This is a genomic window from Paenibacillus sp. PL91 (genome assembly GCF_012935325.2).
Lineage (GTDB): Bacteria > Bacillota > Bacilli > Paenibacillales > Paenibacillaceae > Pristimantibacillus.
In genome coordinates this window covers 453,538-480,481 of the sequence record NZ_JABBYG020000002.1, presented here as the reverse complement: position 1 = coordinate 480,481, position 26,944 = coordinate 453,538, and the positions used below count along the sequence as shown (strand labels likewise).

The following is a 26,944-nucleotide window of genomic DNA, read 5'->3' as shown; positions in this document are numbered from 1 at the left end:
TGTTCTCCGTAAAGCCTAGTGAGGTTGTCGATGTTGCTCAACTCCTTGAATCGTAACTGAGTAGGCTAGGACGCTAGGATACTACAGCAGCCAGCCGCTTGTTACAATTACCGTTAAGGTTGCTTCTTAATATCAATTGTACTACTTGGTTTCCAATAAAAAACAGGCATATTCTCGTTAGCGACTTAACGTGATTGCCGAATGAGCCGTATATGAAATAAAACTTTTATGTAACCAAACTTGATGCTTGAAGTATAGATTTTAATTGGTTTATTCCTAGCCAAGGTCGTCTGCGATGAAGCATCCGATGACAGTTAGAACAAACCAAAGCAGTTTTAAGAGTGAAAGTTATTGTTCGTTAGTAGCTGCAGCTAGGCGCTGTATCAAAGACAGTTTGCCATCTTCATGAAGAATTTTATCAATTAGATGTTGTATAGCTTCTTGGATTGCAAATGGTATTTCAGTAGGCATCATCGATGAAGCAACTATTCTGCCTAAGGATTCTGGAGATTTATTGACAATCTTTAATAATTGATCTTTAACATCATCTTTATCACCGAAATTGACGGATTCAAAATCCTTTTCAGGAAATACCTTTTGTAAGACATGTTTTGGATAGTAGTTTTCGATTTCTCTTTTATCTAATATAAAGCAGCTTTCTCTTTTGATTTTAGTCTGTTTGATTAAGTATTCTGCATACTCATTAGGATTTTTTTCATCGGAATCTAAAAGAACGGCATATGGAATCCCTAAGTCATCAAGTATTGTAGCATTAGCAAAATAGAGCGCTTTATCCTTACCACCTATTACAAGGATTTTAATTCCAATACTATCTAAGTTAATGCCAAGTTTTTTAGCCCAGATGTCTAAAACAGCGTCTTCGGTTCCACCTTCAACCATTAATATGGCATCCCATTGCAACCAATCGCTGTTTCGTAATTCAAGGTTCTCTTGAATTATACTAATGTCTCTATCTTGCTTTATTCTTTTTGCTTCTACTTTACCTTGTTCATTACGCTTTAGAAGTGTAATTCCCTTTAGATTTCCTCTATCAATAAATACTGTTGAATGCGTAGTGAGAACTACCTGACCTTCATTCTCGGTAATGGATTGTAGGGAGTGAAATATCTTTCGCTGCGCTCCAACATGGAGATAAGCATCTGGTTCTTCAATACCAAAGATAAGATTCTTACCAACATGATGTTTAGCGTAAGCCCTGAATAATGAAACTACTAGAGAACTCTGAATTCCTGAACCCTTTCCACTGATTGAGGTTGTACTAAAACCATCATTAACAAGTAAATCCAATTCGATTGCTTTATCCATCGTAATATCAGATTTTGGAATTAGGTTAAGCACATCAGCCGTTTGCTCCTTCAAATAGCCTTCAATGTCAGTAACAATTGAACTAATATTATCTGATATTATTGTTTTAAGTTGTTGTATCCCATTAGTTACTTCTTTTTTCTTTAAAACCAAGGGCATTACAAGTTTTCCTAGTATCGATCCTGAAGTTAGCTTCGTTGCCTTATCGATATCTCTAATGGATTCCACATATATGAATTGTGGTAGATGGAAAGAGAGTTTTTTCCAGTCAGCTGGTTTGATTTTTTCATCCTTGATGTAAACTTCTGCTGTTCTAAGTTTAGTTACATCTGCTGTATCAATGGAGATTGTTTTCTTGACTTCGAACCTATCGCTATCGAGATAAGGCTTGACCAACTCGTGAAATTCTTCATTTTCAAGTTCTTCACTAGTGAGTTTGAAGGTGATAGAAATCTCTAGCTTATTTTCCCCATGTGATATTTCATTTCGATTAGGTTTCAAATCGTTAAGGAAAATGTCTAAGGCTCTTAGTGTACTTGACTTGCCAATATCATTTTTACCAACTATTACACTAAATTCTTCAAATCGCAGTGAAACAGATGTAAGACTTCTCAGTCCTTTTACAGTTAATTTAGTTATTAGCAAGAGAACCACTCCTTTGTTTACCTTATGTTTGTAACATATAAACTGGCAGCTTTCCTAAATCAATTCACACTAATCGTTTACGTGGCTTTGATCTTCGCCATCTGCTCAATCAAGACTTCTATGTCCCAAAGCTTAATGCCAAGACGTTTTGTACCATCACATGCCTGCTCAGTAAGCCATTTATGGTCATAACCCATGCTTCGGCACAGCCATATACACCTTACTCGTATAAGCCTGCTGGATGGCTTCATAGACTACAACAGAAAGAGAGCAGCCCTAAATCACCTGATCTTAAGCCTTTGACTTATAGTCAGGATTACTTTGTTCATATTCACCATCTGGATTATCAATGCTTGTATTACCATCGCCATCTCTAAAATAACCTTCCACATGAACCCCATCTGCTCGTGTATATTCATGAACATAATGAGCATCAACATTGTGAGTGTTTGGATTTTCAGTTAAAACTACGTCAGAATCTGGATTTACATTTTGTTCTATATCAACTGTTTCTGTGGTTGTTCCACTATCCAAATCGCTTTCAACACCAGCATCAGCTTCCAAATCAGCGCTTTCGACTCCACCATCAGCAACGTCAATAAGTTCAAAAAGACCAACAGCGATAACACTTACAGCAGCTGCTGTTACAAGCCCCTTTGCTCCTGACTTTACTTTGTCGTAATCATCTTCTTTAATTCCTACCACTACGTCCTTACCGCTGTTATAAACGTACTTAGCAGATGTCGCTACCCCTACGGCTGTGGTTGCAACAGCACCGCCAATATCACTTAGACCATTGTCAATTGCATCTCCATCTTGCTTAATCATTCCTTTTGCAACATCAAATGCTCCACTTGCCAGTTGACCAGCTGTCTTTCCAGTATTTATTGTAGCTTTTTCAACCCCGTTGCCTATTTCTTTAATAAATGGGCTTCCTGCGACTTCACCTACTACTCTTACTGTTCCACCTAGAACTTTGCCTGTTACTTCCCCTGCAAATTGACCTAAACCCTTTAAGAAAGACATATGTATTTTCTCCTAGTTGTTTGTGACTTAAGATTCAGTTGTTGCATACTAGAATTTATTTTAATACAATTATTGCTAAGGTAAAAGAAGGAATTCGTTGTATTATTGGGAAATGGCAATCGTATATTCTATGAAAGCGTCAAAGATAGTTGAGGGATACCAAGTGAGGACAAATAGGGGAGAGGTCATCTATTGAATAAATATGGACAAACTGCTGTAAAGGCTGTTCAACAACTTCAGGTAAACGAAGGTTGGACACCCTTGTATGCTTGGAATGAAGTTGCTAACGAAACTTTTGGAGTAGGCACAGCAGCACAGAAAAAGGGTTGCCCAAAGAATGCTTTTCTTGGTTTGTGCGAAGATGGTTTGGTGCAGGGTGTCGTACAAGGAATATATGCTGAGAGAAGTGGGTCACAGAAGAACAAGAATTATGCAATCCAAGCTGTGCAGATTTTGAGAGACAAGCCTGAGTTGGCAGGAGATAAGCTTGAACTGTGGAGAGAGGTTATGAATGGAGTGGAGATGTCCCATAACTCACAGATGGATGTTGTTTTGTCTCTCTGGAATAATAACTTCATTATTAGGTAGAGATAACTTAGAGATGACTTAATGGACAATGCGATTTAAAGTTGGTGTTAGGGGGGATTAGATGTCAGCATCGAGAGCAGCTAACCAAGCGGTAAGGGAGTTGTTTTACAGATTAGGCAGAGAGTATGACCAATATAGAGGATTCAATCCTTTTGATCATAGTAATGACACTGACATACACGTGATATTAGGTTTTTTTAAATATAAGTGTTGCTACTGTAGGAAAAAAATTACGGCAGTTTTATTTGATAAGGATCATTTAATACCTATGAATAAAAAAAGTGGAGGATTGCATTCATGGGGCAATGTTGTTCCTTCGTGTAATTCATGTAATAGGGATAAGAATGCAAAAGATTGGCTCTCATTTATATCAAAGATGAAAATTCCATCAAATCAAAAAGAATCAAGGATCAGGCGTATTAAAGTTTTTACAGAACGCTACAAATATAATGTCGACCCATCAATGAGTCAAGGTATATCGACTATCGCTACAAATTTATACGCCGAAGTATCAGCTTATACAACTAACCAAGTTGGCATTGCTCAGGATATTGCTAAGTTATTATTTGCTAAACCTGATAAATGACACTTTATTAGAGGGGGAGGTTTAGGGCTTATCATGCTCAGTGAAGCCAGTGAAGTGGTTTAGATCGAGAATTGAATCAGTGTGCAGTGCAGAGTATGAGAAAGCTGTTAGCGCTACTGTGAGGGCACTAAGACGGATGTTGAACAAAAAGCAGATAGCCTGAGCAGAACTTGTCATATGCCTGAACAAGCTGTAGTTCAAGAGCCTGTGAAAGAACCTGTTGTTATAGTAGAAAAAGCTTATCAGAAGGAAGTTTCCTTCCTCATATTTGTATAATATTGTATGATGTAAGCATAACCATATAGGGGGAGGTGTTTGGTATGTCATTTTGCAGCAAGTGTGCAAGTGAATTGCCTTCAAACATTTCTACTACTGAAAACACATCTTCAGAGAAAGCCCCTTGGTCTGTAACATTGCCACAAGGTACTAATCTAGCTGCTATCTTTGCAGTTGTAGTCTGTGGCTTTGTTCTTATTGGATTGTTATTCAAATTTCTAGGGTTCTAGGGGTGATGTTTGGTATGAAGTTATTACATGAATCAGGAAGATATTATTATATTAGCTGTGAAAGATGCTCTAAGGAGAATAAGGTTCTTAAGATTAGCTGTCAATCGAATGACATTGGCTATAAGTCCAATGCAGTTATTATGTGCTCCTGTGGAGAGTCTTCAAACATCATTAAGAAGCCAGCAAACAAACAGTTATTTCAAGATACGGATAATTCAAACGAGATATTGCGATGTCCAAAATGTAAATCCACTCAATTGTCCGCAGGAGACAAAGGCTTTAGCCTTGGCAAGTCTGCTGTTGGAGGTGCTTTGCTAGGTGGAGTTGGATTGCTAGGAGGACTTATTGGGAGTAAGAAGCTAATGGTTGGCTGTATGAGTTGTGGGCATAAATGGGAAGCAGGAACTTCATAGAGGATGGAGTGGTGTTTGAATTGCGTAATACAATATTAATTCTCATTGCTTTATCTATCTCCATATTATCTGGATGTTCAAACAATGTAGAGAGAGATAATTCAATCTCTGATAGCGAATACAATGAACAAATGGAAAAAGCTAAAGAACTACATAAGCAGGGTAAGTCAGAAGAAGCAATGAGTGTTTTGGATGGTGATCTTGTTATAAAGTCAGAGGATATGGATTTCTTCACTGAACTTCTGGACGAAACAAATGAAGATGCAGTTCCTATGCTTGAAATCACTGATATAGAAGTGAGTCGAGATGGAGACTACATTCGTGCAACAGGATCAGTAAAGAACAATGGAGACATATCCTATTCTTATATAAAGGTTAAGGCTATATATAAGGATGGGAATGATAATGTAATTGATACTGATTGGACATACGCCATTGATTCACTAGGGATTGAGCCAAACGAGACTAAGAAGTTTGAGATGATGACCAAGTTTCCAGAGGGAATAAAGAATTATACTTTCCAGCTGTTTGAATAGATATCGAATAACCAATACCTATTAAGAGTACTTCACACTGAATGCTCTTTTTTTGTTTGTCTGTGGGACATATATATGACATGAAGGCTTGAATTTAGTATGATCTATCTATGTAATGCAAGACCAATTGATAAGGTACAGATCGATTAAAATTATAGATTAAGCATCAGAGATAGGTGCTAACGTATATGCTTGGTATTATGACAGCGTAACATGCTCTCAGATGACCTGAATGATGAAGAATGTCGATGCAATCCATTGTGCGAAAATGAGTCTGGATTATTTGCTTGAAGTAGTCTATAGCTACTTTCGTTGTAAAGGCGTTGTGCTAGAGGAACTGGAACGTATTCGACAGAAAAAGCATGATGAACGTGGAGGGTTCCTTAATCAACTGTATCTTGTGTCAGTACAATAATCCAGTGTAAGGGAGATAACAACTATGAACTCAAATCAGATTTTTAAGCTATTGAGGGATAGAATACCCCAATCTCACCCACTTAAATTTCAAGTGCATGACTACCATCGGGTAGAAAATAAATTTCTTCCACCAATAAATCCATTCGTAAGCATGCTTTGTGACACACTTGCTATTATCGAAAAAGTTGTGCCAGACTACTCGATGAAAATGATCAATAGGATCGGAGAAACTGAATCTTGGTCACAAATTTACTCGAACTTAGCTGAGGTTTTGGTCTTTGCCCAAGCAGTACAAATAGCTGATGAACAAAACGGACATAAGTACATTGTGTCAGAACCACAATCAATAAGAAATGGAAAGAACCCAGAGTTTAGATCAAAGGCATTTGGTCACAATTACGCAGCGGAAGTAAAAGCAGCAGATATAATGACTTATATGCAAGATCGCAAATCTAGGTATCAATTGACTTCCCATTTGCAGGAGAGGGAACTTTTGTCGCAGGAAAATCCACTGAAGTCGAAAGTATTGACAGTCAAAGATTTTTTGGTAAGCGCAGAGGGCAAATACAAAGAGTATACGAAGTCGGAAAGTTATCAAGATGATTTTCGTTTTCTCTTTATAGTATGGGATGATCATGCTAATGAGGTTATGGCAGCATTACTAAACCCAGCGAATGGGCTGTTTACTGAAAATACGTTTGTAGAGGGCAAACCTCGTTTTGAACTAATAGATGGAGTATTTATTATCAGGCATTTACATCAGTTCAGACGATCAATCCAAGGCAAAGAGTTTCTAAATGATGTGTCTCATGCATTCCAGATGATAACTAGACAAGTTCCTGTGGCTTTCGTTCAGAATCCATGTGGTCGTAAAGTTCCAATGGAACTAATACATGGTTTTGGTGCAGAACTATTTGATGCATCTTCATCAATTGTTTCAGAGTATAAGGCTACTGATTGGGTAGATTGGGGTTCTGGGCTAGCAGTGGCAGGTTTAAGTTGCGTTCCTATGGAATACCATAAAGACGTATTGGATGTGATGAAAGGTGTATCGGATCATCTAGGTGAAAGAATAGAAATAGATTCTGCTAACTTTACAACTATTAATTTAGAAAGGATTGCAAGTGAACACTCAACAGATAATGTATTTGATAAAAATGGATTCCTTTCACATTTGAAAAAGGTAGCAGAAGTATCAGCAAGAATGCAAAGGAATGCTATACTCATAGAGAAGAATCAATTAGAAGATACGGAAAATCGAAAAAGAGAATATCTAGCAGGGCTTATCTCCGATTTCAGAAATGTCCCTAAAGAAAACGTATCAGTAACTACTAGAAAAAAAGGTAGGAATGAACCTTGCTTTTGTGGTAGCGGATTGAAGTATAAACGTTGTTGCTTGAAATGATTCAGCATTGCATAATTATCCATTCTTTTGCGATTTATCAGGATAAAAATAGGATAAATATCGTGTCGCAAAATTGGTCTTTTGCGACATAGACGTATGTAGGCAAAATTGTACCATCTAACGGTTGAATAATAGTGCAAACGCATGTATTTTTATGTATCGTGCTGTCAGTGTATTGCCAAAGCAACAGGTAACAACAGGATAGACATTAACACACCTGAAAACAAAAGTGCAGGAAGCAATCAAGATGCATGAGAGTATGCAGTACATGTTGAAAGAGATAACAGAACTTACAGGTGCATCAAAGCCAACTTTATACAGGGAGTTAGCCAAACGTAAATCAGCTACAGGTCCTTCCATGTGAAGGCTTTTTGTTAGGAGAATTTGCGCTATGGTAGGGGGGGGATAGTTACTAGTCAAAGAACTTATGAGGATTTCCGATAGTGGGTGTGCACTACAGCTGCTCGACGAGGATTTATTTTATATCACGCTTGTTCAGAGCAGCAGCCACGACGAATCGTGGGCTGTGCTAACATAACATCAATAAGTATATACACGATGTATGTTATGCAAAGGCTTAAGCGTGTTGATGGAGAATAATTCATAAGTGTGAAGGTCAGCATCTGTGTTTACAAAAAAGCCTTCTACTGTGATGTTTTCAGCAAAAAGATCAATATACAGAGGACGATCCATTAAAGGATGATACAATATCCTTGTTCGTATATCGCCAGTTTTTCCAACATAAAGTAAAATTGTACCATCAAATATGCAATAAATGATGTACCCTTGGAATATATCAACGTAATTCCTTAATCTGTGTTCAGTTGTAGAGAAGTGAAAAGCTGGGATTTTCAGATTTAGTTTATTGAGTGGTTCAATGCTCCTTTTTCGTCTACATTCAGTATTAATGTCCCACAACTCCCAGTAGTCACTTTGGATCGTAATCGCATCGAATTTTATACGCTTATAACCATTTGTTTCTCTGCGCTTTATATGCCAGTCGTACTCGTCTATCCAGTCACTGTCATTACTATGGGGGGGCATGCCCACACCTCCATCGGGTTATTTGTTTCGTTTAAACAGGTAATACAAAAGCATGGCAATAAGCGCAACACCCATTCCCAGTAAGAAGAAATAGATGGGAGGAAGTGTGTCAGAGTCCATCAAACTTAGGGGATCAGAAGGCAAATACATATCCTCCTTGCTTCTGTATGTTCTTAGTTTGTTAATCATCTTTCTTCAACTTCGATTGCAATCCTTCATGCATCTCAGTCCACCCGTGTTCTTCAGCCCATTCGTCGTCTGGTTTGATTGACTTAGGCTGTGAATCTGAGTGTGATCGTACTGCGTTTTTGTTGTCTTCAATAAATTCCTTGAAAGCAGTGTTACGTTCTTCTTTGTTGTGCGGTTCGTCGGACATTTATGTTCATTCCTCCCTCTCATTAGTATCATCTCTATTAGCTTTACTTGACTCTCTTACTTTTTTAAGAAATTCTATAGCTTGCTTGCCCCTGACTTTGCTTTCTTCAGATTGAGGTGTCATCAGTGACTTCATGAAAAGCTTAACCTCTGCTTCATGGCGTTTTCGGCGCTCATATCTGCGCTTTAATAGCAAGTAGACTGTGTAAACAATAGCCCCGATAAGGCATCCGTAAAGGAACCAAGGACTCGGCATTTCATCACCTCCGTAATAGTTGTGTGATTGACTACTTTCCAATAACCCTTCTAGCAGCTTTATGAGCGGCTTTGTAGTAGGAGTTACCTTGCCTGAGACTTCTACTCAGATATTCGACGTTGATCTCCACGAATGGGAAATCACTTCGCACTTCAGCGAGCAATCTTCGAAGGTCTGATGCAGCATCATCATAATGCGATTTCTTAAATACTATAGTTCCATCTTGCACCCTACCAATTAACTCCATATCAGTGTACAAAGTGACTCTACTTGGTCGAAGAAGAAGACTTCGATAATCACTAAGCATTATGGGTAATATACCTAAACAAAGGGACACAGCAAGTAATTCACCATAGAATGTCTCGTTCCCATAAGCTAGATATTGTTTATCCGCTGCTACATAGGAGTTTCCATTCCCAGAAAAGCATCCAGCTAGTCCAACAACATTGCTATTTACGATGGAGGATGAGTCGCTATACACTGAAATGATTTCAGGGTTGCAGCGAATTAAGTTCATCCTAGCACGTCGTTTATTGGACATTGGATGCATGGGGAACGGTAATTCAACGAGATGGGTTGTATTTGATCTAATATTGTTCACCTCCAAATTAAACGATAGATTAGTTACCATTTAACGATACCAGCAACATCCTGGTTAAGGCTCCTTTCTATGGAATAAGTAATAATAGGATTTTTGTATCGTTTGCCTTATGTGAGGGTATATATCGAATGATAAACTGCTACATCAGAAAACTCAAGAAAATATTTGACTTTAATATATGAATTGATTTATAATTATTTATTTTATTTAACGCCTGAATGATTAATATGTATGAATGAAAAAATAGTGTCTTGAAAACTCAGTGGATTTTGTGTAAATTATTGTTAGTTAAATAAACCACAAGCAGAAGCACTGCTATCTTAAGGACAAAACTGTCCTTGATTTAGCGGTGCTTTTTTTGCTTCAGGAGAGGGATTGAAGCTGGAATGAAGGACAACGAGATACGAACTGATGCTGATCTGCAAAACTGCATCTACTTTCAACAGAAGATTGAGGTATGGGTAGGCGGTGAGTTCGAAGAGGTGTGCGTGGTCGCTGATTACGATGATGATGCTGTTGAAGTCGTTGGTGGATTATATTACTTGCGTTGTAACGTAATGCTTAGAGGTGCATAGGCGCTTGTAACATGCTTAGGTGACTCGTATGAGTGTGATACAGACAATGTCACGTAGAGCGTCAGTTCAATTTTTCCGAGAAGATGTTTGAGGTATTAAACTGGATGAAGTAAAGGGTCTAATGGGGGTGGAATCTTATTAGGCTCTTTCTTTTTATTGATTGAAAGATCACAACTGACTTATTCGTTACGTAGTATGAGTTAAGATTGCTAAGAGAACATTTGTTCGTATATAATGATAGCACCTATGAAAAGGACGGTGAAATGATGAGGAAAAAACTTGAAGGTAATGGGATGTGGGAATCATCTAGGATGATGCTTCCTGAACATAAGGTGGCATTAAATGAATATGATCGAGAAATGAAGAAAAGACAGCGGATTGATCTTGACGAACAAGAGTGGGAAGACATTTCAAGGATGGTTGCTGAGTCGATGCAACATCGTGTGGAAATAAGTGTTCGGATGTTCCATATAACTGAGATGCTTACTGTGGTTGGCGTTGTGAATAGGGTAGACCAGTTGAAAGGTCGGTTCATGATTGATGGTGAGTGGCTCCTTATTAGGGATATTGAAGGAGTTAAGGTTGAGGATGTATGATTTAGAGTTACACAATCGATTTATACATGTGAATTAATTAGGCTTGAAACAATTTCAATTGAAAGAAGGTAGGGTATTGGTTGAGATTGACAGGGAATGGATAATAGAGTATCTTTGAACCAGTACACAGGATTGAGGGATTTTAGACCTAAACATTTATTAAAATGCTGTTACGGGTTCTGTGTAGCTAGAGAAGGCAAGTGTTGAAAAAACCAGTATTATCAAGCTTTTGGCGGAACTGGCAGACGCACAGGACTTAAAATCCTGCGGTGGGTGACCACCGTACGGGTTCGATTCCCGTCCTCGGCATACCTACGTAAATGCCCGTTATATCAACGTTTTGCCTAGCGGTAAGCCTACGATAAGCATACGTTAATAGACGGTATTATACGGCACGCGAAATACATAATCCTGCGCGATCCTAACCGATTAGCAGGCGGAATTAGCACCTCGTAACCGCGCTTTATTCGTTGAAAAACGATTATTACGCGAAGGGGTGCTTTTTTCTATGTCCGCAAGTAAACGAAGCAGTACCGGTCCAGTACGGAGAAAGAATACGATAGCGGTTAGCGGTTATGACGCGGTAAAGGCTGCGGCCGAGTCCGAAGAGTTTGACGTAGCGATCGCGACATTCCTGCGAAATTGTAGAATACGGAATCTAGCAGATACGACAGTTACGTACTATAAAGACGTATTGTCGATGCTTACGCGCATGATGGCGCACCAAGGCGTTGAGAAGCCGATTGACGTCACGCATGACCACGTTCATGAATGTATTCTCGCAAAACGTGAGGAGGGCGCGGTAGATGCTACGGTCGATAAGTATATACGAGGCTGGCGCGCTTTCTTCAACTATATGTCAACGGAAGGCTTCCTTACGGAGAATCCGTTTGATCGCGTAGCTAAAATAAAATCGGAAACGCGTATCGTTGAAACGTTCAGCAAACCACAGGTCAAAGCGATGTTTGATGCGCCAAATAAGCAGACGTTTACCGGCTACCGTAATTTTTTGATTATGATGGTTTTGCTCGAAACAGGCGTCCGCATTTCCGAAGCAGAAGGTATCACGATACCGAATATCAATTGGCGCGAGCGGCGAATTAAAGTTTACGGAAAAGGACGGAAGGAGCGTTACGTTCCGTTTCAACGCACACTTGAACGTCATCTCAAGGAGTACATTAATATACGCGGCTTACTTGATCACGATTTTCTATTCGTTAACATCGATAATACTCCGATCAAGACGCGCACAATGCAGGAAGTTATCGCGGAAATTGGCGTTGCTGCAGGTATTAAGGGTGTGCGCGTGTCTCCGCATACGTTTCGTCATACGATGGCGAAAATGTACGTTATGAACGGTGGCGATCCGCTGTCATTACAGATTATACTCGGTCACTCTACGTTAGATATGTGCAGAACTTACGTCCGCTTGTTTTCGTCGGATATATCGATTAAACACGAACGTCATTCACCACTAGAGAATTTGTATTTATAAGATTAGAGAGGGCATTTAGCGCGGCGGTCTCGTTGGACGGTCCGGATAACGACGATTTTAATAGGCGTGGTCATTAGCGGAGTATGTTCCGTTAGTGGCCGCGCTTTTTTTTGCGATTAGAGTTTTTGGGACTCTCTATATATAGATGTGGAATTTAGTTTTTTCGCTATATACAGTTGAAAGTTAATAATATTTCCATTATAATGTATTTAGCACTCGTTGAGAGTGACTGCTAATAAGGAGGGGTGTCGGCATGCGATTGTTACATATAAACTACGATCTCAACTCGCCCGAAACTCGCAAAGATTACACTTTTTTAATTAAAGCTATTCATGTACTAGGGGAAGCGGAAAGAGTTCAAGGTTCTCTTTGGGCATTACGTACAAATTTAACACCTGTGCAAGTCAGAAACCATCTTCAAGTTTTTATTGATCCTAACGACAGTTTGCATGTTACAGAAGTCACCTCATACGCGTCATATAATATACCTCCGAAATCAGCAATTCTTATGGAGAATACATGGAATGTACCTGCACCTGCACCGGTTAACACAAGATTACAATTAAGGAATGCACTTAACAACCCAAAAATCGGCTTAACTAGTAATCTTCTACGTACAACGCGTTTAAGGTAATATAAAAAAATAAAAAGCCCTAGAGCCAGGGCTTTTTATTTTGCGTATACGAATGTACAATTTTTGCGCATAAAGTGCTCATCACTTATTTTTACTGTATCTTCAGTGATTTCCTCGATCCGCCCATCTCCAATTAGTTCGTTGTCTTGAAACGCGAGCACGATAGCTTCATCGAGAGCAGCCGTATGGAAATGTACTGATGCTGTTAATTGCCGGAATCCTGCGTATTTTTTCATATTATAGAGACCTGTTACTGATTTTGTTCAAAAAACGAAGAATCTCACCAATTCCCATAACTAAAAACCCTAAAGCCGCTATTGTTATTCCCGAATAGATATTATCAAATATTAACATAAAGACGCCGACTACAATAAAAATAATACCCGCAACTCCGTAAAAATTGATTGCAGTCTTAGCTTCTTTATTCGCGGTAATGTTTGTTTTGGATACTTCTTTAACCTCGCCCTTTATTTCCACGTAAACACCTCCGTATGTATATGTATTAGTATAAACTGGAAAGCAAAAACCCGCCAGTATCAGCGGGCTCTGCACGTCATAAATCCGCAATTGTAAGCACCTTCGCGTCCATCCCGTGCAACAACGCCGTCAATCGCTTATGCCGGTACTCGCTCACCGTAACGTACATAATCGTAGGGAAAGGACCGTTCTTCGCCTGCCACCGTCCAGTCGCGCAGAGCTCGCGGTATAATCCGATCTTACGTTCATTCTGCGCCATAGCCTGCGTGTTATCGACTTCGAGGAACGTAAACGGCCCGCCAGCCTTCGCGCGGAATAGGGCGTCCGCAATCAACGTTTTATCATCCCATTTAACCGTATGCTCTTCGCGCCATTGTTCCGGCCGATATGCGACGTACACTTCGTTACGAATAATCGCATGGTTAACATGAAGAGTGCGCCGGCGTTGCGTTTGGCTGCCGATTTCCTTGCGGCCGCGCGCGTTCAGATACCATACCGTCTCGCCTTCGCGGAAGGACGATAAAAACTCGCTCATATCGCCCAGGATGCGCGTAGTATTCCGGCTGCCTCCGAGGTTATGGAGCCGCTGTATCTGCGAGGTCGTGAGGTAGCCGAAGCGGTCACAAGAATGTAATATCGCTATCCAGCGGGCTAGTTTCGCTTGCGTACGGTTTATCGTCAACGACATGGCGCGATTCCTCCTCCTTTTCAATTTGTGCCACGTGGCATAATTTCTTTGGTAACTCCGCAATCAACCGTTTCGCGTCCTCTGCCGTCAAATACGGAGCCTGCAGCGTTTCGTCATGCGCTGTCTGATAGATGAGGCGGCCTGGTACGTCCGGTAGCGCAGCGGCTCCGTCATGATCGAGTACAATGCGGCTTTGCGTGCCATCGCGTGTACGGAAGCAGATAGACGCGGCTATATTCGTCTTAATCAGGCCGTCTACGATGTCCGCGCTTGGCCTCTGCGTAGCGAGTACGAGTAATACGCCAGCAGCGCGGCCCTTAGCGGATAGGCGCGTTATGATCGATTTAATCTCGTTCTTAAGCTTTGCCTCCGGATCGCCGGCCCGCGTTTTAAAGTCCGCAAGCTCATCGCATACAAATATCGTTTTATTACCCGCCCATTGCTGCGAACCATTAGCCGCCATAACCTCGTATCTGCGAATCATTTCGGACTCAACGGCAGCCGCCGTATTCCGCACTTCCGGTAACGTAGAGGCGAAGCCGGCCACGCAAGCCAGGTCGCGGAATATGCCGAGCTCGGTTCCGCCCTTCAAATCTGAAAGATACATATCCGCTGATGAGCCGGTCACGAGTTGAGTAAGGATCGCGCGCAATAGGACGGACTTTCCGCCGCCGCTAATCCCCGCTATTAAAAGGTGGGCGTATGGTCCATCAAAATCATAAAACCGTTGTTCCCCGCGCCGGTTAACGCCGATGAATACGCGGTACGTTTGTAAACCTGGGTTTACGTTTGGATACGCAACCTTCGTCGGCATCTTCGCGGTTATGATATCGATGATTAATCCGTTATCGTAGCGCATTTCCATATCATCGGCATTAACGCGGAGTGCTTCGGCGAGTGCGCGCTGCTGATCGATGACTTTCGCGGACGATAAGCCGGCCGGTAGGTTAACGAGGTAACGTTCGCCCCACGGATGCTTATACTCCGCGTTGACGGTGGGGAGCGCTACGTCAGCGCCATACGTGACCGACAGGCCCAGCGTCTTACAGGCGGCTACGAATTGCCTGCTACGTTTAAAGGACCGAGAGAAAGGGAGAGAGTGAAGTGATGTTAATAATGATCCACACAATAACCCAAATCCAATCTCAAATATCATGGTGGCCTCCTTTAAAACCTATAGTTCTTTCGCGGAAACGGAAGGGTAGCGGACGAGCCCAAAGCCAGGCGCCGCGCGATTCGGACATTTCCGTTCATTTATTCGGTGCGCGTACGGTAATCGGAATGTATAACGGTAGGGTAGCGGACAAGGGCGGGCGGATAGCAGCGGAAGGGTGAACGGAATGAGTGTACGTACACTCGTTGACAATTCGAGTTGTTGTTTCCATCGTCCGAAGTGCGTGGTACGTACCACGGTTTAAAGTATTAACGCCAGCATACCCGTGACCCACTCATACGCGATCATGGCGCCGGAACCGAGCAGGAAGTAGCGGCCGAACCTACGCGCGGTTAAAGCTCCATCCGTATTGCCGGCGTCACGGCTGCGTTTCTCTAATAGCGTTGTGGTGATCACGATTGCGCCGATCGTTACATACGTCATCAAGGCGAACACGCTCCTTATGCGAATATTCCGCAGCTACGTTCCTGCGGTAGTGATATAGGTTATGAACGTTAAACGTTCAATATGCGCGAAATAAAAACCCCGTTCAATGAACGAGGCTTATTCCGTATGTATGATGGTAAATAGTTCGTTAGGTGTTACATCAAGGTAAGCGCATATCCTCGCTATAAGCTGCGCAGGAATACGTTTTGTGCTTATATCCTTATTATTAATTAAATCATTTATCGTGGAGCGCCTATGGTCAAGGTCTTTCGATAACTGTAGAGCGGATATGCCTTTTTGCTTAAGTAGTTCACCTAAATTGCAACGTAAATTAACCGGATTCTGGTTCCAATCCACTCACAAGTCACCTCCATAAATAAGTATACGAAAATATTTCCTATTAATCTATTGACCGTTTAACGGTCAGGTGGTATATTTTACATGAAGATGAACGTTTAACGGTCAATTGGACAAGCTAATATCAAAGGAGGTTTCGCGATTGTCACTAGCCGACGAAATGTTCGAACAACTCCGCAGCCTACACGCCAGCATCACGGACGTACAGGCGGAATTGAATCGTCGTATGTCCGAACTCGATCGCGAGGTAAACGCAATTTACCACGAGATGGAGAACGATAAATTCGGCGTATTAGGCGGTTATCGTTACGCTAAACGGTTGCAGGATACATTGCAAAAGCGCCGCGTTGTAAAGCAAGAAATTAAACGTATTAGTCCGATTCATTACATGATAGCTACGCACTTTCCACCGGTCGAAGAAAGTTTTAAGGCCCGAACAAGTCTCGTAGAACGGCAACGTCGCGAGTTTAATGTCACGCTCACAATCGAATCCATTTAGGAGGTATTCACTTATGACAACTACTTTTAAAATCGACCGCTTCAACGTTAAGTCCGGATCATTCGAACAGGGCTCCGTAAGTATCTATCGCACTTATACGATCGGCTTCGTAATCTGCGGACGCTCCGGCAACAAAATCGTCACGTTTTGCAATCCGTCTTTCCCCGCGCGTTCCGGTTCTTATCGCCAGCAAATCGTAGTCTTACCAGGCGCGTTTCACCGCATTCTGCCCGACGTAGATCGTAACGTAGTAGCCGGCTGTACAGAAGCAACGCCTGCCCAATTATCCGCGCTCGGCTTTATCGTAAAAAGAGGAGGTTATCCGCATGTACGCTATTCAATCGCCAATGCCAACTAATACTCGTGTATACCGTAACCGTCGCAGCCTTGTATTATCGATCATCGCCGAACTTATCGTAGAAATAACGCGTTGCTTGATTTCGAGTGCGTTACGATGACGCATCTCACACCGATTACAATTAGCGCAGCCAAATCGAACTATGACGGATTCCTGCTGCCTGACGCCGCGCACGCTTTATACGTTGCTGATGGATTCGCTTTACTAATTGCGGTTGTTCCCGATGTCGGGAAGTACCTACAGGTCCGCGAAGCTTTCGTCGTTTCGATCAAGGCCGAAGCTACCTTCGTGTTCATCGCGGACCTGTACCGCCGGTTGACGGAGGTTAGCGCCTATGAGCTGCTTACTCGCCATTATGACGAAGAGTTCGATGCGTTTGATATTCCGCTTGAATAAGTGCCGGATGGTAACCGGCCGAAACGAAGGGAGCGCGCTATGCTTCCGTCGTCGCGGATAACCGTTTAATTTACGCCAATTTATTGAGCGTGTTATTCCGTATGTCTTTTTTCGTACCCTGGCGGCTGCAACCGCTTGGACCGCAAGTGCCCGCCGGCTGCAAACGGCTAGGGACCGCTACCTTGCGTGCTTTACCGGTCACGACGGCAATCGCGATCGTAGGAGGCGCGTGTGCAAACGTGTCTCGCATTACCTCGCCGCCTATCCGTTCCTTACGCCAATAAGAACAACGGATAGGCGGCGTTCTATTTTATTACGAGGAGATGATACGAGGGTGAAAAAAGCGCTTATCTTTGGGTATTACGAGGTTACTTCCGGTGTGATAGATCGGTATGAGGACGAGGGATTGCTGATTGCAGACGATGTGGTAGCTATACCTAACAATTTTACGCTGGACTTTTTCTACGTCAGGCCAGCGTTAGAGGAAGGTTTCTACGAAGAGTGCGGCTTCATATGTGATCTCGATATTCCGGCACGATCGATAGAGGAAATCGCGGACCTTCCTTCGGAAGCAATTGCTTTTATACGCTGGATGGCGACAAAGAAACAAAAACCGTTAGCGACCGCTGTTTGAATCGTATGTACATTGCGCGCTCGGCTTCGGGTAGGACCGTTGTCGAGCGTTTTGTTTCCGTTATGTAGGGTAATACGGGGGATGCGAACATACGTTTCATTTTATCGTAAATAATTTTAGAAAGGGGTTGTCCGGTAGATCATACACGCGATATAATCAAGGCGATAACGAGGAAGAACCGCGGTTAGTAGACACGACTCGAATGGATGCCTAGCGTTGTAGAGTCGGCGCTAAATAACCGTTTGGGGGAATCCGTATGTTATCAGCAATCGCATTAGAAAGACGTCGTACACCGGTGTATGTTGAGTACGTATCACCGGCAAGTAAGCGAAAGGTAGCGATCGATATTCTTCGCGAAGTGGCCAAAGGTAAGGTCACGGTCAAGACTACGAGGCTAACCTATCTCGCTCTGCAGTACACCGCCGTAACGGAATCCTATCTTCGCCAAATTGAAATGCGTGACCTAATCACGAAGAATCTCCGCATCGGTCCAAACGATAAGGCGATACGAGTCGAGAGTAGCGTGTTTTGGTATTGGGCCGAAGTAATGGGGAACAAACTTCTGTACGTCCAGGAAACGCTCGACAGGCAGCGCGAAAAAGAGGAAAGCCTAACTCGGACTCGTAGCGAATGGGAAGCGAAAGAATTCGATGCGGTCGGATATAAGCCGACTCTAGACGAGGACGATCCGCGGACGGTTTGTGCTGCGTGGAACTGTCACACACTCTATATCCGCGGTAAACGTGGAAGTAAGTATTGTTGTGTGGATTGCGCGGCCGAACAGAAGATAGCGAACGCTCGATTCCGGACACATGGTACGTACTTGAACGTCGAAGACTTCAAGGACAAGCGTGAGGCCACGAAATCGAAGCGAACTGCCCGTTACGAAGTTTTAGTCGCAGATGTCGAGGAACACGTTCGGCATGCATCCGATATCCGTAACGACGGGAATAGCGTCACTGGTTCGCGGCCAACGATGGACGGAGACGAGTCACACGCGGTTAAAGTGTGGATTCCCGAAAGTAGCGACGAACAGCGCCAGCCTAGCGTATGTTGGTTAGATATCGTTTGGGATGTTAGGGCCGAAGCGTTTCCGAAGGCGGAGAAGTGGACGAAAGGTCGGAGCAGCGCAGCAACGTGGCGTACGCTTGTCGGGCTCGAATAGTTCATGGAAGAAAAATCTGTATTAAGTGGAGAGGGAGATATTAAGTGTACTGCGCAAACGCTTGATATTCATCGCGATCCAGAACGAACTCGGCGCCCGTTGCCTACGGGTATTGCCGAGTTTTTTCGTTATGACGTTACTAATACGCCATTGTCCGCGATGCCTAGCCGGAATGATGGCGTTTTTATTTGTGCATTAAGCAAGAAATCTTGACACTACTGGAAGGAGGGAGCGCTATGAACATCGATAGTACGGTAATCCGAAGGCTGCGCGAATTGCACCGTAAATCACTCGCGGAAATGGCGTCCATGGTCGGCGTAAGTGAATCGCATTTATTCCGCATCGAGGCCGGTCAGCGATCGATCACCGACGCATTCCGTCACCGGTTTATCGCGGTATTAGATTTAACTCCGGACAAGCTGCGTCGGCTTCTCGCCATGTACGAGGATACCCGTATAACGTAGTGTTCGCGTCGATTCATTGAATCAGCGTGAACAAAGGTCAAGCCCTACGAATCCGCGAGTAAAACCGTCTCGCGTATCCGGCTTATCATTTACCGCGTTATCCCTAAACGTAAGGAAGAAACGCAGTTAAAACACTGTCCAGACGCGCCGGTTTTTCTTTTGCGCGGATGGGTGAGTGACGAGGCGCTTTTCCTCGGCAGAGAGCCTTTAGCTCAACGAACGGTGTTTACACCGAACGCGAGCAAACGTAATAGGTGTTACCCGTTCACACTCGTATATATTTTACCGCGTGGACCTTTAAGAGAGAATAAGGTTATCTTTAGGGTCAGCCGAGCCGAAATCGGCGGGAAGCCGCGCCACGTATGGGGTTTCGGGGTTTTCGGTGTGTAAGTCAAAGTAACCTATCTCCGCAAAAGTGTAAAGTCAAAGTAACCTATCTCATTCAAACTAGGAGGCCGAACCGATGGCGATCGATTTTAAATCAGAACATACAGCGTGGAGAAACCTTACCCGAGTTGAGAAGCGCCATCACGTTCAGCAAGCGGACGCAATTCGCGAGGCCCTTCGCGGCATTCCGGAGGTTGCCGACTATGCTGAAACGGTTCAAATCTCGCTACCGACCGCGACAACGGACGCCCAGGTTCGTGCTTACCGTTCAATGGGAGTAATGCAACAGCACGGCGACGACAACGGCGGATTCGTAATGGCGATGTTTCAGCACCTTAACCGGTACGATACGCGCTTTAATACGCTCAACAGCGGCGAGGACCTGGCGCGGCTTATGTTTGTTGGTACATACGTAAGTTACCGCGAGGGCCGCTTGGAACACGATAACGGCAAGCCAATCCAGCGCCGAGGACTTGCGGAAATGTTAAACGTCAGCCGACCGTCATTTACTACCTTTTTCGGAAAGTTGCGCGACGAGGGCATTATTCGCATAGACGAAATCGGCGACATTTACGTTAATCCAACCGTATTTTATCGCGGAAAGGTCGAGGATTCTCCGTATTATCTCGGCGATTACGAGCACATTCGCATGTACCGAAAGACGATTCGCGATCTTTACGTACAGTATAACGGCCGCAAACTTAAACAGCTTGCGCTCATCTACGAAGTATTGCCGTACATTAATTTCGCGACAAACTTAGTATGTGAGAACCCGACGGAGAGGGTAACGGATCGGCTGATACCGATGGAGCTCGGAAGCTTAGCCGAAAAGCTGGGCCGCGATTCCAAACGGTTAAAACCGGCATTGCATGCGGTGAAACTGGACGATAAGCCTGTCTTTATGCTGGCAGTTAATCCGCATGATACGAGAAGCTACCGTATTATAATCAACCCGCGAGTCATCTTCGGAGGAAACGCGGAGCAGTTACAAGCAACAAAAGCATATTTTAATTAGCGCCGAAGGCAAACACGCCCGAAGCGCTATTTTTATGTCCTACGGGCTGGACATTAAACCGCCTGGGAATACGCGGGCTCCAATACGAAGACGTGCGCAGACCGCAGCGGCACGCGACGAGGAAGATACGGAATGACAACCGTAGCACAAGACAACGGAATCACTTTAATCACGTACCGCGAAGACAAAAGGCCGCTTAAGCTCGCTGTATACGTAATCGACAGTGCAGAGCGAACCGTTCAACTAGCGCGTATAAACGGGTTTGTCGAGACGCAAGCCAACGCGCCGGAACATTTAGCGCGGATGGAGCCGGCGAACTTCTGGGCGATGATCGAGCGCCTATCAACGCTATGCTGCCGCGAGTATTCACCGACAACGAACTGGGGCGTGACTAAGCCGGAGATACGCGGCGCCGTCTACTTCTTCATTAGCGCGGCAATCAGCGTCGGTAGCTGGCCGAAAGAGTACGCGATCAACGAAAAAACGTTTGTTCAATACGGAGGTGACCGCTATGTACAATAACGCGTTATGGCGCCTCGATAGCGATACCCTGTCCGCATACGTAGAGGATCGCGAAGTTATAGCGAAGATACGCCGCAGCTATCCGGACTTTATCCAATTCGCAACGTACCACAAAGGCGGCGAGCTTATCGCGATTCAATACAGCGTACCGTCAAAACGTAAACGATCGGCGATTAACTTGCTCGGCGTAAACGTTGAGCGCTAAACGCGATTTTACCGTCATATAAGACGTTCTATGTGCGGAGGATGTATTGTACTCGGTGCTTCTTTGGCGCGTCTAAAATGTGGCAGAAACGTGGGAAACCGTACCATATACGCGCAGTTTTTCGGAGGTGAACGATATCAACGATAGAGCCGATCAAGCAACGCGATACTGCAGCTACATACAGCCGGATCGAACATGTACGCTCATGCAGCAACTAAAAACGGAGACGGACCCGCGCTGTAAATACTGGCGTGACGATGGCGGAGAGATGTGCCGCTACTTCGAACTTTGCGTCATCAAAACTCGGAGGTGACCGCGTTGTTATTCGTATCCGCGATAGAGCCGGTAAGTTCGTACTTGAAACGCGTGACCATCGTTGAATCTACAACGGGCGAGATAGCCGGCGTGCTCACGTTTGGCGATAGTGTAAGTGACCGGCACATCCGTATGATGGCGCCATCGTTATTAAGATCAAATAAAACTAAAAGGGGATCAAGACAATGAGTAACGGAAATGAATCGAGATTGCCAGCATTTGGCCAGCGCCAACATGAGCCAGCCGTATGGGACGGGTTACCGAAAGCAGAAATGGCCGAAGTATACGCGAGAATTGGTCCGTCACTCGGATTCAGCGAACGTAAGGCAGCCGTAGAACGTCGAGAACCGGATTATCAACCGGTGAGCTCGTCAAAGCACATCGATAAAGTCCGCTATTTCAACGCGGGCAAGGGATTCGGCAAAATCGGCGAGCAGGACGTATTTTTCCACGTTACCGCGGTCATAGACGGCAACGCGTCGTTTATCTGCAAAGGCGTCACGCTAGCATACGAAGAAGGCACGGACAGACACGGCAGAGTGTGCGCGGTCGATGTGCAGCTCGTAAAGGACGGCGCCTAATGCGGACGCTCTTCGTCGTAAACGTCGAACACGTCGAGGCGTCACCATTCGTAGTAGCTCTATTGTACGACGAGGCCGGCGAGTTAATGGACGGAATGACCGTAAAAGGCGGCGACGTTAATACCGCGCTGCTAACTGTTAAATCGCTATCGACCGCGCATAACATCGGATTGTCGGAGATATGGACGTCGAATACGGCGCTATATATGGAATCGCTATCGCGTCCTGGCGTGCTCGCTACGATCAAACATCCATCCGATACACGCGAGACACGCCGGCACATCGAGCAGAGCGCGGATATTTTACGCGAATTGTACGCGATTGAACCGATAGAGCCACGCAGAGAGCCGCCGAAATGGCGGGCTTTTTTAGTTTCAACGCTAAATACGATTACAAACTACGTAAAAGGGGATTACGAATATGAAGTTTGAAAAACTACAGGAATTCCGCGAACAGGACGCGAAGCATCTCGCCAAAGTCCAGGACATTCTAACGCAAAAAGACGCCGCTCAAGCGGAAGTACGCGAGCTAAAAGCGCAATATGAGATGAAGCTGCGCCAATCCGTAGAAAAAGGTATCGATGCGGGGGCCGAGCTGGATGCGCTATCCGATCGTATCGACGCAGCAGAGAAAGTTTACCGGCGCAAGGAACGCGAATACACCGTCTCCTCTACGCTAAAGGTCGGTAATGTAACTCCGGAGGAGCTTTCGAGGTCCTGGCGCGAAGAGTTTATGCCAGCGTTCAAAAAAGCGAAGGTCGATCCGGCTGCAAAGTCGCTTCTAGCGGCCAAATTAGCTTACATTGACGCGTTTATGGCGTATAGAGGGGCGATTAACGAACTAAAGGCGGAACAGACTGCAGCTATTTGGGCGTTACATCCGACGGACGGCCGCGGAAAGTACGCGTATAGTTTCCCTGACTGCGATTTCCATCGTGCCGAAGATTCAAATAAATACTACATCAAGGACGACGACTTGCGTTTTCTCGCTCGTGAACAGGCTCCACTTAGCATTCAGTACGTAAAACGAGGTGAGAAATAATGGAGAAAACCGATAAATCGTCAGCAATGACAGAGATTACGGAGAAGCACCTGCAGCCACTACGCGAGAAAGCACGCAAGACGGGGCGGATCGAAGATCGTATGGAATACGCTCGCGTAAAGCAAATCATCAACGAATTGACGGAGAACGTAAAAGTGACTGAATAGAACGATAAAATACAGGGGGAATAAAAGATGAAGGTATTTACAACAGATGAGGGCAAAACAATCATTATGGATGATGAGCAAGTAATTGAACTGGCACAAAGCGTAGATATTGACGCGCCATACTGGGAGTACATCTACACTCTAAAACGAATTGATATCACGGGTCACCTAGTTGAAGTAGAGGAGACTGTTCGTGTTGACGTAAGTAGTCACCGTCCAAACCTCGATACTTTGTCGGGACTGTTTAATATGGCAGAGGCTACAAAACGACCGGAGTGGGCTGCCGCATATTTACGTCATAAGACGCGTGTGCTGGCACTGTTCAAGCGTAGGGACATCGACGGTCTGCGCGATGAATAGAAAAACGAGGAGCCTTCGCGGGCTCCTTTTTATTTGAACGGAGGGATAGCGAGTGAACTTATATGATAAGACCAACGAAATTATCAAACCAATCACGGACCATAGTGGCGCATATTTTTCCAAACATGCATGGGCGCTTCATTTTAAGCAGATAACGGTTCGAGAATTTATCGACGCGATGCTCATTGCAGACGAGGTCTATTCGGACGGAATTGCGGAGCTACGCCGTATAGATTTTCCGGAAGCTTCCCAACGCGCGGCGCTCGCTAAATTTATCGAAAGTCTCCGAAGGTTCCGTCAGGGAATAGCGGCGGCCATAGAGACGGCGAAGAGCGGAGAACAACGGTGGGAAGTGACCGATAAGTATTTCGACAACGCTTATCAGGCGTCAGTTGACTTTTGGAATAGCGAAGGGGTGGCGGGATGACAACTGAACAACAATACGCGAAGGTGAGCGCTATATGCGGCGACATGGCTGCGTACAGCGGTACCTATTACGCACTTCTCCTTACCGGATTAGTAAGCGGCGAGAAAACAAAAGCGGAGTTTACGGAGGCTATGCGTGCGGCTGACGTAGCCTTTTCCGAAGGGATCGCGCAGCTTAAAACAGTCCGCTTTCCGCACATGGCACAACGTAGGGCGCTCACTAAGCTAGTCAGCGGGCTTCAAACGTATAGACGCGGGATCGGGGCGGCCATTACCGCAGTAGAAAAGGATGACGCGCGAGAATGGCGTAGAGTTGAACGTTATTTCGACCAGGCAACCGAAGCGTGTATGAAGTACTACAAGTTTACAGCACAAGACCTAATGAAAGGAGTTGGAACGAAATGAGCTTCGATTTGATCGGGCACTTGAGGATGGTGGATCATTTAAGCCGGCCTCTACGTAGTGCGACATCTAACATCATAAATTTCGGTTCGAAACTGACTAAAATCACAGCAGGAGTTGGCGCGCTTACTGGCGTAGCAGGCGGAGCAGCCGGCGCGGTGAAGCTACTTAACAGTACGATCGGCGCTGCAGCAAAATCCGAAATGGCAACAATGAACATGACGGCGCTCTTTAAGGGGAACGAGGTCGCTGCGAAAGGATTTTACGACTACATTCAAAAGAAAGGCGCAGAATCCGTACTAAGCGACGATGATTTTATGGCTGCTTCACGCACATTCGCGATAATGACGAAGGATATAGGCGAGTTAAAAGGACTCGTTGATATCGGCGAACGTTTGGCGGTCATGGACCCCGCACAAGGCATAGAAGGCGCCGCAGTTGCCCTCCGTGAATTGTCAGGCGGAGACATTGTATCGTTGGCCGAACGGTTTGAGATGCCAAAGAAGGTACTTAACCAAATTAAAAACCTTCCGCTTAAGAAACAACTTGCCGCACTTGATAATGAGCTTACAAAATACGGAGTCACGCAGGAAATGATCTTCTCGCAAGGACAAACGGCACTCGGATTATACAACAAAACGGTTGATAAGACTCGCGTAGCCTTCCGTAATATGGGATTCGGCGCGCTCGAAGAATTAAAGCCGATGTTGCGCGATATTAACGTTTGGCTCGATAGGAATAGCGCGGCGATTACGAGGTTCGGTAGCGGCATACTAAAAGACGTGGCCGGCGGATTTCGGACCGCATTCGATTACATCCGCGTGAATTACCTTGAAAACGAGGCGTTCATGAAGCTGCCATTTGCGGATAAGATCACCGTAGTCTTAGACGATATGAAAAAGCGTTGGGACACTTGGTACGATACTACGGGTAAAACGATGATTGCGTCAACAACGCAAGGATTAATCGATACGATGATTAGTACGGCGGGATCAGAAGGAAATTTAACAAAACTTAGTGATATCGGTATGGATATCGGTCGGGCGATCGGTGGCGGCGCGTTGCAAGGACTGAACGCAGTTATCGAGGACCATCCGCTATTATCCGGACTTGCTGTCGGTGTAGTAACGCCAGGACCGGTTCCACTTAAAGCCGCTACTGCTGCGATTACGGCAGCCGAAGGTGTGACGCGTCCTGCACAACGTAGTGCTAATGATTGGGTAAAAAGCGTATGGGACAAGTTCCCGTCGATACCGTTCGTCGGCCAGGATAAAGCGCAGTTTCCGGATGGAAAAACGGGTATGGACGGATTCTTCGCGAAAGCCAATAAGCATAAGGAGTCGGGCGGACTGTCGCGCGTTCCGTACAACGGTTATCCGGCGATTTTACACCGCGACGAGGCCGTATTGCCGAGAGCAGCCGCACGCGACTATAGAAACGGCGGGGGATCGAGCGGACCTGTCAACGTTACCGGCAATACGTTCATCGTCCGTAAGGACACGGATATAAACGAAATCGCAACGGAGTTATACCGCATGATTAAAGGTGCGGATAACGCAATGGGAGGTGCGTACTAATGTTTGTTGATGAAGGCGGACCAGGCTCCAAACTCCACAGCCTAATTAAACGCATCGGCTCAAATAACGACACACAGCCGGAATGGGCCACGGTAAAGGCAATTTCACCGGAGCTTAGCGTTCAAATCGACGACATGAAACTCGAGCTCGATTCGGACGATATCGCGATTCCGCAACGCTTACAAGGCGCGCTAGAAGTCGGCGATCGCGTACTCGTTATCGGAATGCAAGGCGGAAATGCTTACGCGATGATCGATCGGTATTAAAACGAATAGGAGCGTGAT

At 44.7% G+C, this 26,944-nt stretch carries 37 protein-coding genes and 1 tRNA gene; 28 read left to right on the top strand and 10 right to left on the bottom strand.

The window, feature by feature from the left end; all coding sequences use genetic code 11:
• Window positions 1-348 precede the first annotated feature (348 nt).
• Entirely contained in the window at window positions 349-1,971 is a 1,623-nt protein-coding gene (locus HI950_RS07640; protein WP_169083265.1) for an ATP-dependent nuclease, read from the bottom strand.
• Window positions 1,972-2,262: 291 nt separating this feature from the next.
• Window positions 2,263-2,997, bottom strand: a complete 735-nt coding sequence (locus HI950_RS07635; RefSeq protein ID WP_187768049.1) for a hypothetical protein — start codon at window positions 2,995-2,997, stop codon at window positions 2,263-2,265.
• 192 nt (window positions 2,998-3,189) lie between these two features.
• Here HI950_RS07635 and HI950_RS07630 point away from each other — a divergent pair, with 192 nt between their 5' ends.
• The 5 genes from HI950_RS07630 to HI950_RS07610 all read left to right on the top strand — a co-directional run bounded on the left by HI950_RS07630 (window position 3,190) and on the right by HI950_RS07610 (window position 7,448).
• Entirely contained in the window at window positions 3,190-3,585 is a 396-nt protein-coding gene (locus HI950_RS07630) for a DUF6979 family protein (RefSeq protein ID WP_169083264.1), read from the top strand.
• Window positions 3,586-3,646: 61 nt separating this feature from the next.
• Window positions 3,647-4,171: an HNH endonuclease gene (locus HI950_RS07625; RefSeq protein ID WP_169083263.1), complete on the top strand. Its 525-nt coding sequence runs from the start codon at window positions 3,647-3,649 to the stop codon at window positions 4,169-4,171.
• A 520-nt stretch (window positions 4,172-4,691) separates the two neighbouring features.
• Window positions 4,692-5,090, top strand: coding sequence for a hypothetical protein (locus tag HI950_RS07620; protein WP_169083262.1), 399 nt, complete (start codon window positions 4,692-4,694; stop codon window positions 5,088-5,090).
• Window positions 5,069-5,626 (top strand): FxLYD domain-containing protein, encoded by a 558-nt coding sequence (locus HI950_RS07615; protein ID WP_169083261.1) that lies wholly within the window; start codon window positions 5,069-5,071, stop codon window positions 5,624-5,626. Before HI950_RS07620 ends, HI950_RS07615 begins: the two co-directional genes overlap by 22 nt.
• Before the next feature lie 439 nt (window positions 5,627-6,065).
• Window positions 6,066-7,448, top strand: coding sequence for an SEC-C metal-binding domain-containing protein (locus tag HI950_RS07610; protein WP_169083260.1), 1,383 nt, complete (start codon window positions 6,066-6,068; stop codon window positions 7,446-7,448).
• Between the two features lie 1,225 nt (window positions 7,449-8,673).
• Here HI950_RS07610 and HI950_RS07605 read toward each other — a convergent pair.
• Window positions 8,674-8,868, bottom strand: a complete 195-nt coding sequence (locus HI950_RS07605) for a hypothetical protein (protein WP_169083259.1) — start codon at window positions 8,866-8,868, stop codon at window positions 8,674-8,676.
• A gap of 1,242 nt (window positions 8,869-10,110) precedes the next feature.
• On the opposite strand from HI950_RS07605, the gene HI950_RS07600 reads away from it, so the two are divergent.
• The 5 genes from HI950_RS07600 (at window position 10,111) to HI950_RS07580 (ending at window position 13,024) form a co-directional block, all read left to right on the top strand.
• A complete protein-coding gene (locus tag HI950_RS07600) occupies window positions 10,111-10,299 on the top strand; it encodes a hypothetical protein (RefSeq protein WP_187768048.1) in 189 nt (62 codons plus the stop codon).
• 263 nt (window positions 10,300-10,562) lie between these two features.
• A complete protein-coding gene (locus HI950_RS07595) occupies window positions 10,563-10,895 on the top strand; it encodes a YolD-like family protein (RefSeq protein ID WP_223285158.1) in 333 nt (110 codons plus the stop codon).
• Between the two features lie 231 nt (window positions 10,896-11,126).
• Window positions 11,127-11,201 (top strand) — tRNA-Leu (locus tag HI950_RS07590).
• Between the two features lie 202 nt (window positions 11,202-11,403).
• Window positions 11,404-12,390, top strand: a complete 987-nt coding sequence (locus HI950_RS07585) for a tyrosine-type recombinase/integrase (RefSeq protein ID WP_169083258.1) — start codon at window positions 11,404-11,406, stop codon at window positions 12,388-12,390.
• Window positions 12,391-12,643: 253 nt separating this feature from the next.
• On the top strand, window positions 12,644-13,024 hold the full coding sequence (locus HI950_RS07580; RefSeq protein ID WP_169083257.1) for a hypothetical protein: 381 nt from the start codon (window positions 12,644-12,646) through the stop codon (window positions 13,022-13,024).
• 35 nt (window positions 13,025-13,059) lie between these two features.
• Here HI950_RS07580 and HI950_RS07575 read toward each other — a convergent pair whose 3' ends face one another.
• The 6 genes from HI950_RS07575 to HI950_RS07550 form a co-directional block, all read right to left on the bottom strand.
• Entirely contained in the window at window positions 13,060-13,260 is a 201-nt protein-coding gene (locus HI950_RS07575; RefSeq protein WP_169083256.1) for a hypothetical protein, read from the bottom strand.
• 1 nt (window position 13,261) lies between these two features.
• Window positions 13,262-13,501 (bottom strand): hypothetical protein, encoded by a 240-nt coding sequence (locus HI950_RS07570; protein ID WP_169083255.1) that lies wholly within the window; start codon window positions 13,499-13,501, stop codon window positions 13,262-13,264.
• Between the two features lie 76 nt (window positions 13,502-13,577).
• Window positions 13,578-14,189 carry a replication-relaxation family protein gene (locus HI950_RS07565; RefSeq protein WP_169083254.1) on the bottom strand — a complete coding sequence of 204 codons (612 nt, stop codon included), beginning with the start codon at window positions 14,187-14,189 and terminating at the stop codon, window positions 13,578-13,580.
• Window positions 14,122-15,345: an FtsK/SpoIIIE domain-containing protein gene (locus HI950_RS07560; RefSeq protein ID WP_169083253.1), complete on the bottom strand. Its 1,224-nt coding sequence runs from the start codon at window positions 15,343-15,345 to the stop codon at window positions 14,122-14,124. The genes HI950_RS07565 and HI950_RS07560 overlap by 68 nt, the downstream gene beginning before the upstream one ends.
• A 258-nt stretch (window positions 15,346-15,603) precedes the next feature.
• Window positions 15,604-15,789, bottom strand: a complete 186-nt coding sequence (locus tag HI950_RS07555) for a hypothetical protein (protein WP_187768047.1) — start codon at window positions 15,787-15,789, stop codon at window positions 15,604-15,606.
• 117 nt (window positions 15,790-15,906) lie between these two features.
• A complete protein-coding gene (locus tag HI950_RS07550) occupies window positions 15,907-16,146 on the bottom strand; it encodes a helix-turn-helix domain-containing protein (RefSeq protein WP_169083251.1) in 240 nt (79 codons plus the stop codon).
• Window positions 16,147-16,288: 142 nt separating this feature from the next.
• Here HI950_RS07550 and HI950_RS07545 point away from each other — a divergent pair, with 142 nt between their 5' ends.
• The 3 genes from HI950_RS07545 (at window position 16,289) to HI950_RS07535 (ending at window position 17,399) form a co-directional block, all read left to right on the top strand.
• Window positions 16,289-16,645: a hypothetical protein gene (locus HI950_RS07545; RefSeq protein ID WP_169083250.1), complete on the top strand. Its 357-nt coding sequence runs from the start codon at window positions 16,289-16,291 to the stop codon at window positions 16,643-16,645.
• A gap of 13 nt (window positions 16,646-16,658) precedes the next feature.
• Window positions 16,659-17,003 (top strand): hypothetical protein, encoded by a 345-nt coding sequence (locus HI950_RS07540; protein WP_169083249.1) that lies wholly within the window; start codon window positions 16,659-16,661, stop codon window positions 17,001-17,003.
• 96 nt (window positions 17,004-17,099) lie between these two features.
• Window positions 17,100-17,399, top strand: coding sequence for a hypothetical protein (locus tag HI950_RS07535; RefSeq protein WP_169083248.1), 300 nt, complete (start codon window positions 17,100-17,102; stop codon window positions 17,397-17,399).
• 70 nt (window positions 17,400-17,469) lie between these two features.
• On the opposite strand, the gene HI950_RS07530 is transcribed toward HI950_RS07535, so the two are convergent.
• Complete coding sequence (locus tag HI950_RS07530; RefSeq protein ID WP_169083247.1) at window positions 17,470-17,649, bottom strand: hypothetical protein; 180 nt, start codon at window positions 17,647-17,649, stop codon at window positions 17,470-17,472.
• A gap of 84 nt (window positions 17,650-17,733) precedes the next feature.
• On the opposite strand from HI950_RS07530, the gene HI950_RS07525 reads away from it, so the two are divergent.
• The 15 genes from HI950_RS07525 (at window position 17,734) to HI950_RS07455 (ending at window position 26,926) form a co-directional block, all read left to right on the top strand.
• On the top strand, window positions 17,734-18,033 hold the full coding sequence (locus HI950_RS07525) for a hypothetical protein (RefSeq protein WP_169083246.1): 300 nt from the start codon (window positions 17,734-17,736) through the stop codon (window positions 18,031-18,033).
• Between the two features lie 823 nt (window positions 18,034-18,856).
• Window positions 18,857-19,198: a hypothetical protein gene (locus tag HI950_RS07520; protein WP_187768046.1), complete on the top strand. Its 342-nt coding sequence runs from the start codon at window positions 18,857-18,859 to the stop codon at window positions 19,196-19,198.
• 236 nt (window positions 19,199-19,434) lie between these two features.
• Window positions 19,435-19,662 (top strand): helix-turn-helix domain-containing protein, encoded by a 228-nt coding sequence (locus HI950_RS07515; RefSeq protein ID WP_169083244.1) that lies wholly within the window; start codon window positions 19,435-19,437, stop codon window positions 19,660-19,662.
• 463 nt (window positions 19,663-20,125) lie between these two features.
• Window positions 20,126-21,064: a cyclic nucleotide-binding domain-containing protein gene (locus HI950_RS07510; protein WP_169083243.1), complete on the top strand. Its 939-nt coding sequence runs from the start codon at window positions 20,126-20,128 to the stop codon at window positions 21,062-21,064.
• 132 nt (window positions 21,065-21,196) lie between these two features.
• The gene (locus HI950_RS07505) at window positions 21,197-21,586 is read left to right on the top strand and encodes a hypothetical protein (protein WP_169083242.1); all 390 of its coding nucleotides are present in this window, start codon (window positions 21,197-21,199) and stop codon (window positions 21,584-21,586) included.
• Window positions 21,576-21,791 carry a hypothetical protein gene (locus HI950_RS07500; protein WP_169083241.1) on the top strand — a complete coding sequence of 72 codons (216 nt, stop codon included), beginning with the start codon at window positions 21,576-21,578 and terminating at the stop codon, window positions 21,789-21,791. The genes HI950_RS07505 and HI950_RS07500 overlap by 11 nt, the downstream gene beginning before the upstream one ends.
• A 500-nt stretch (window positions 21,792-22,291) precedes the next feature.
• Window positions 22,292-22,687, top strand: coding sequence for a cold-shock protein (locus HI950_RS07495; protein WP_169083240.1), 396 nt, complete (start codon window positions 22,292-22,294; stop codon window positions 22,685-22,687).
• Window positions 22,687-23,118 (top strand): hypothetical protein, encoded by a 432-nt coding sequence (locus tag HI950_RS07490; protein ID WP_169083239.1) that lies wholly within the window; start codon window positions 22,687-22,689, stop codon window positions 23,116-23,118. The genes HI950_RS07495 and HI950_RS07490 overlap by 1 nt, the downstream gene beginning before the upstream one ends.
• Complete coding sequence (locus HI950_RS07485; protein WP_169083238.1) at window positions 23,108-23,728, top strand: hypothetical protein; 621 nt, start codon at window positions 23,108-23,110, stop codon at window positions 23,726-23,728. The genes HI950_RS07490 and HI950_RS07485 overlap by 11 nt, the downstream gene beginning before the upstream one ends.
• A complete protein-coding gene (locus HI950_RS07480; protein WP_169083237.1) occupies window positions 23,728-23,895 on the top strand; it encodes a hypothetical protein in 168 nt (55 codons plus the stop codon). The genes HI950_RS07485 and HI950_RS07480 overlap by 1 nt, the downstream gene beginning before the upstream one ends.
• 27 nt (window positions 23,896-23,922) lie before the next feature.
• Window positions 23,923-24,255: a hypothetical protein gene (locus HI950_RS07475; protein WP_169083236.1), complete on the top strand. Its 333-nt coding sequence runs from the start codon at window positions 23,923-23,925 to the stop codon at window positions 24,253-24,255.
• Window positions 24,256-24,307: 52 nt separating this feature from the next.
• The gene (locus HI950_RS07470) at window positions 24,308-24,682 is read left to right on the top strand and encodes a hypothetical protein (RefSeq protein ID WP_169083235.1); all 375 of its coding nucleotides are present in this window, start codon (window positions 24,308-24,310) and stop codon (window positions 24,680-24,682) included.
• Window positions 24,679-25,086 (top strand): hypothetical protein, encoded by a 408-nt coding sequence (locus HI950_RS07465; protein ID WP_169083234.1) that lies wholly within the window; start codon window positions 24,679-24,681, stop codon window positions 25,084-25,086. The genes HI950_RS07470 and HI950_RS07465 overlap by 4 nt, the downstream gene beginning before the upstream one ends.
• Window positions 25,083-26,660, top strand: coding sequence for a tape measure protein (locus HI950_RS07460; protein ID WP_169083233.1), 1,578 nt, complete (start codon window positions 25,083-25,085; stop codon window positions 26,658-26,660). Before HI950_RS07465 ends, HI950_RS07460 begins: the two co-directional genes overlap by 4 nt.
• Window positions 26,660-26,926: a DUF2577 family protein gene (locus tag HI950_RS07455; protein WP_169083232.1), complete on the top strand. Its 267-nt coding sequence runs from the start codon at window positions 26,660-26,662 to the stop codon at window positions 26,924-26,926. Before HI950_RS07460 ends, HI950_RS07455 begins: the two co-directional genes overlap by 1 nt.
• The last annotated feature ends 18 nt before the right edge of the window (window positions 26,927-26,944 follow it).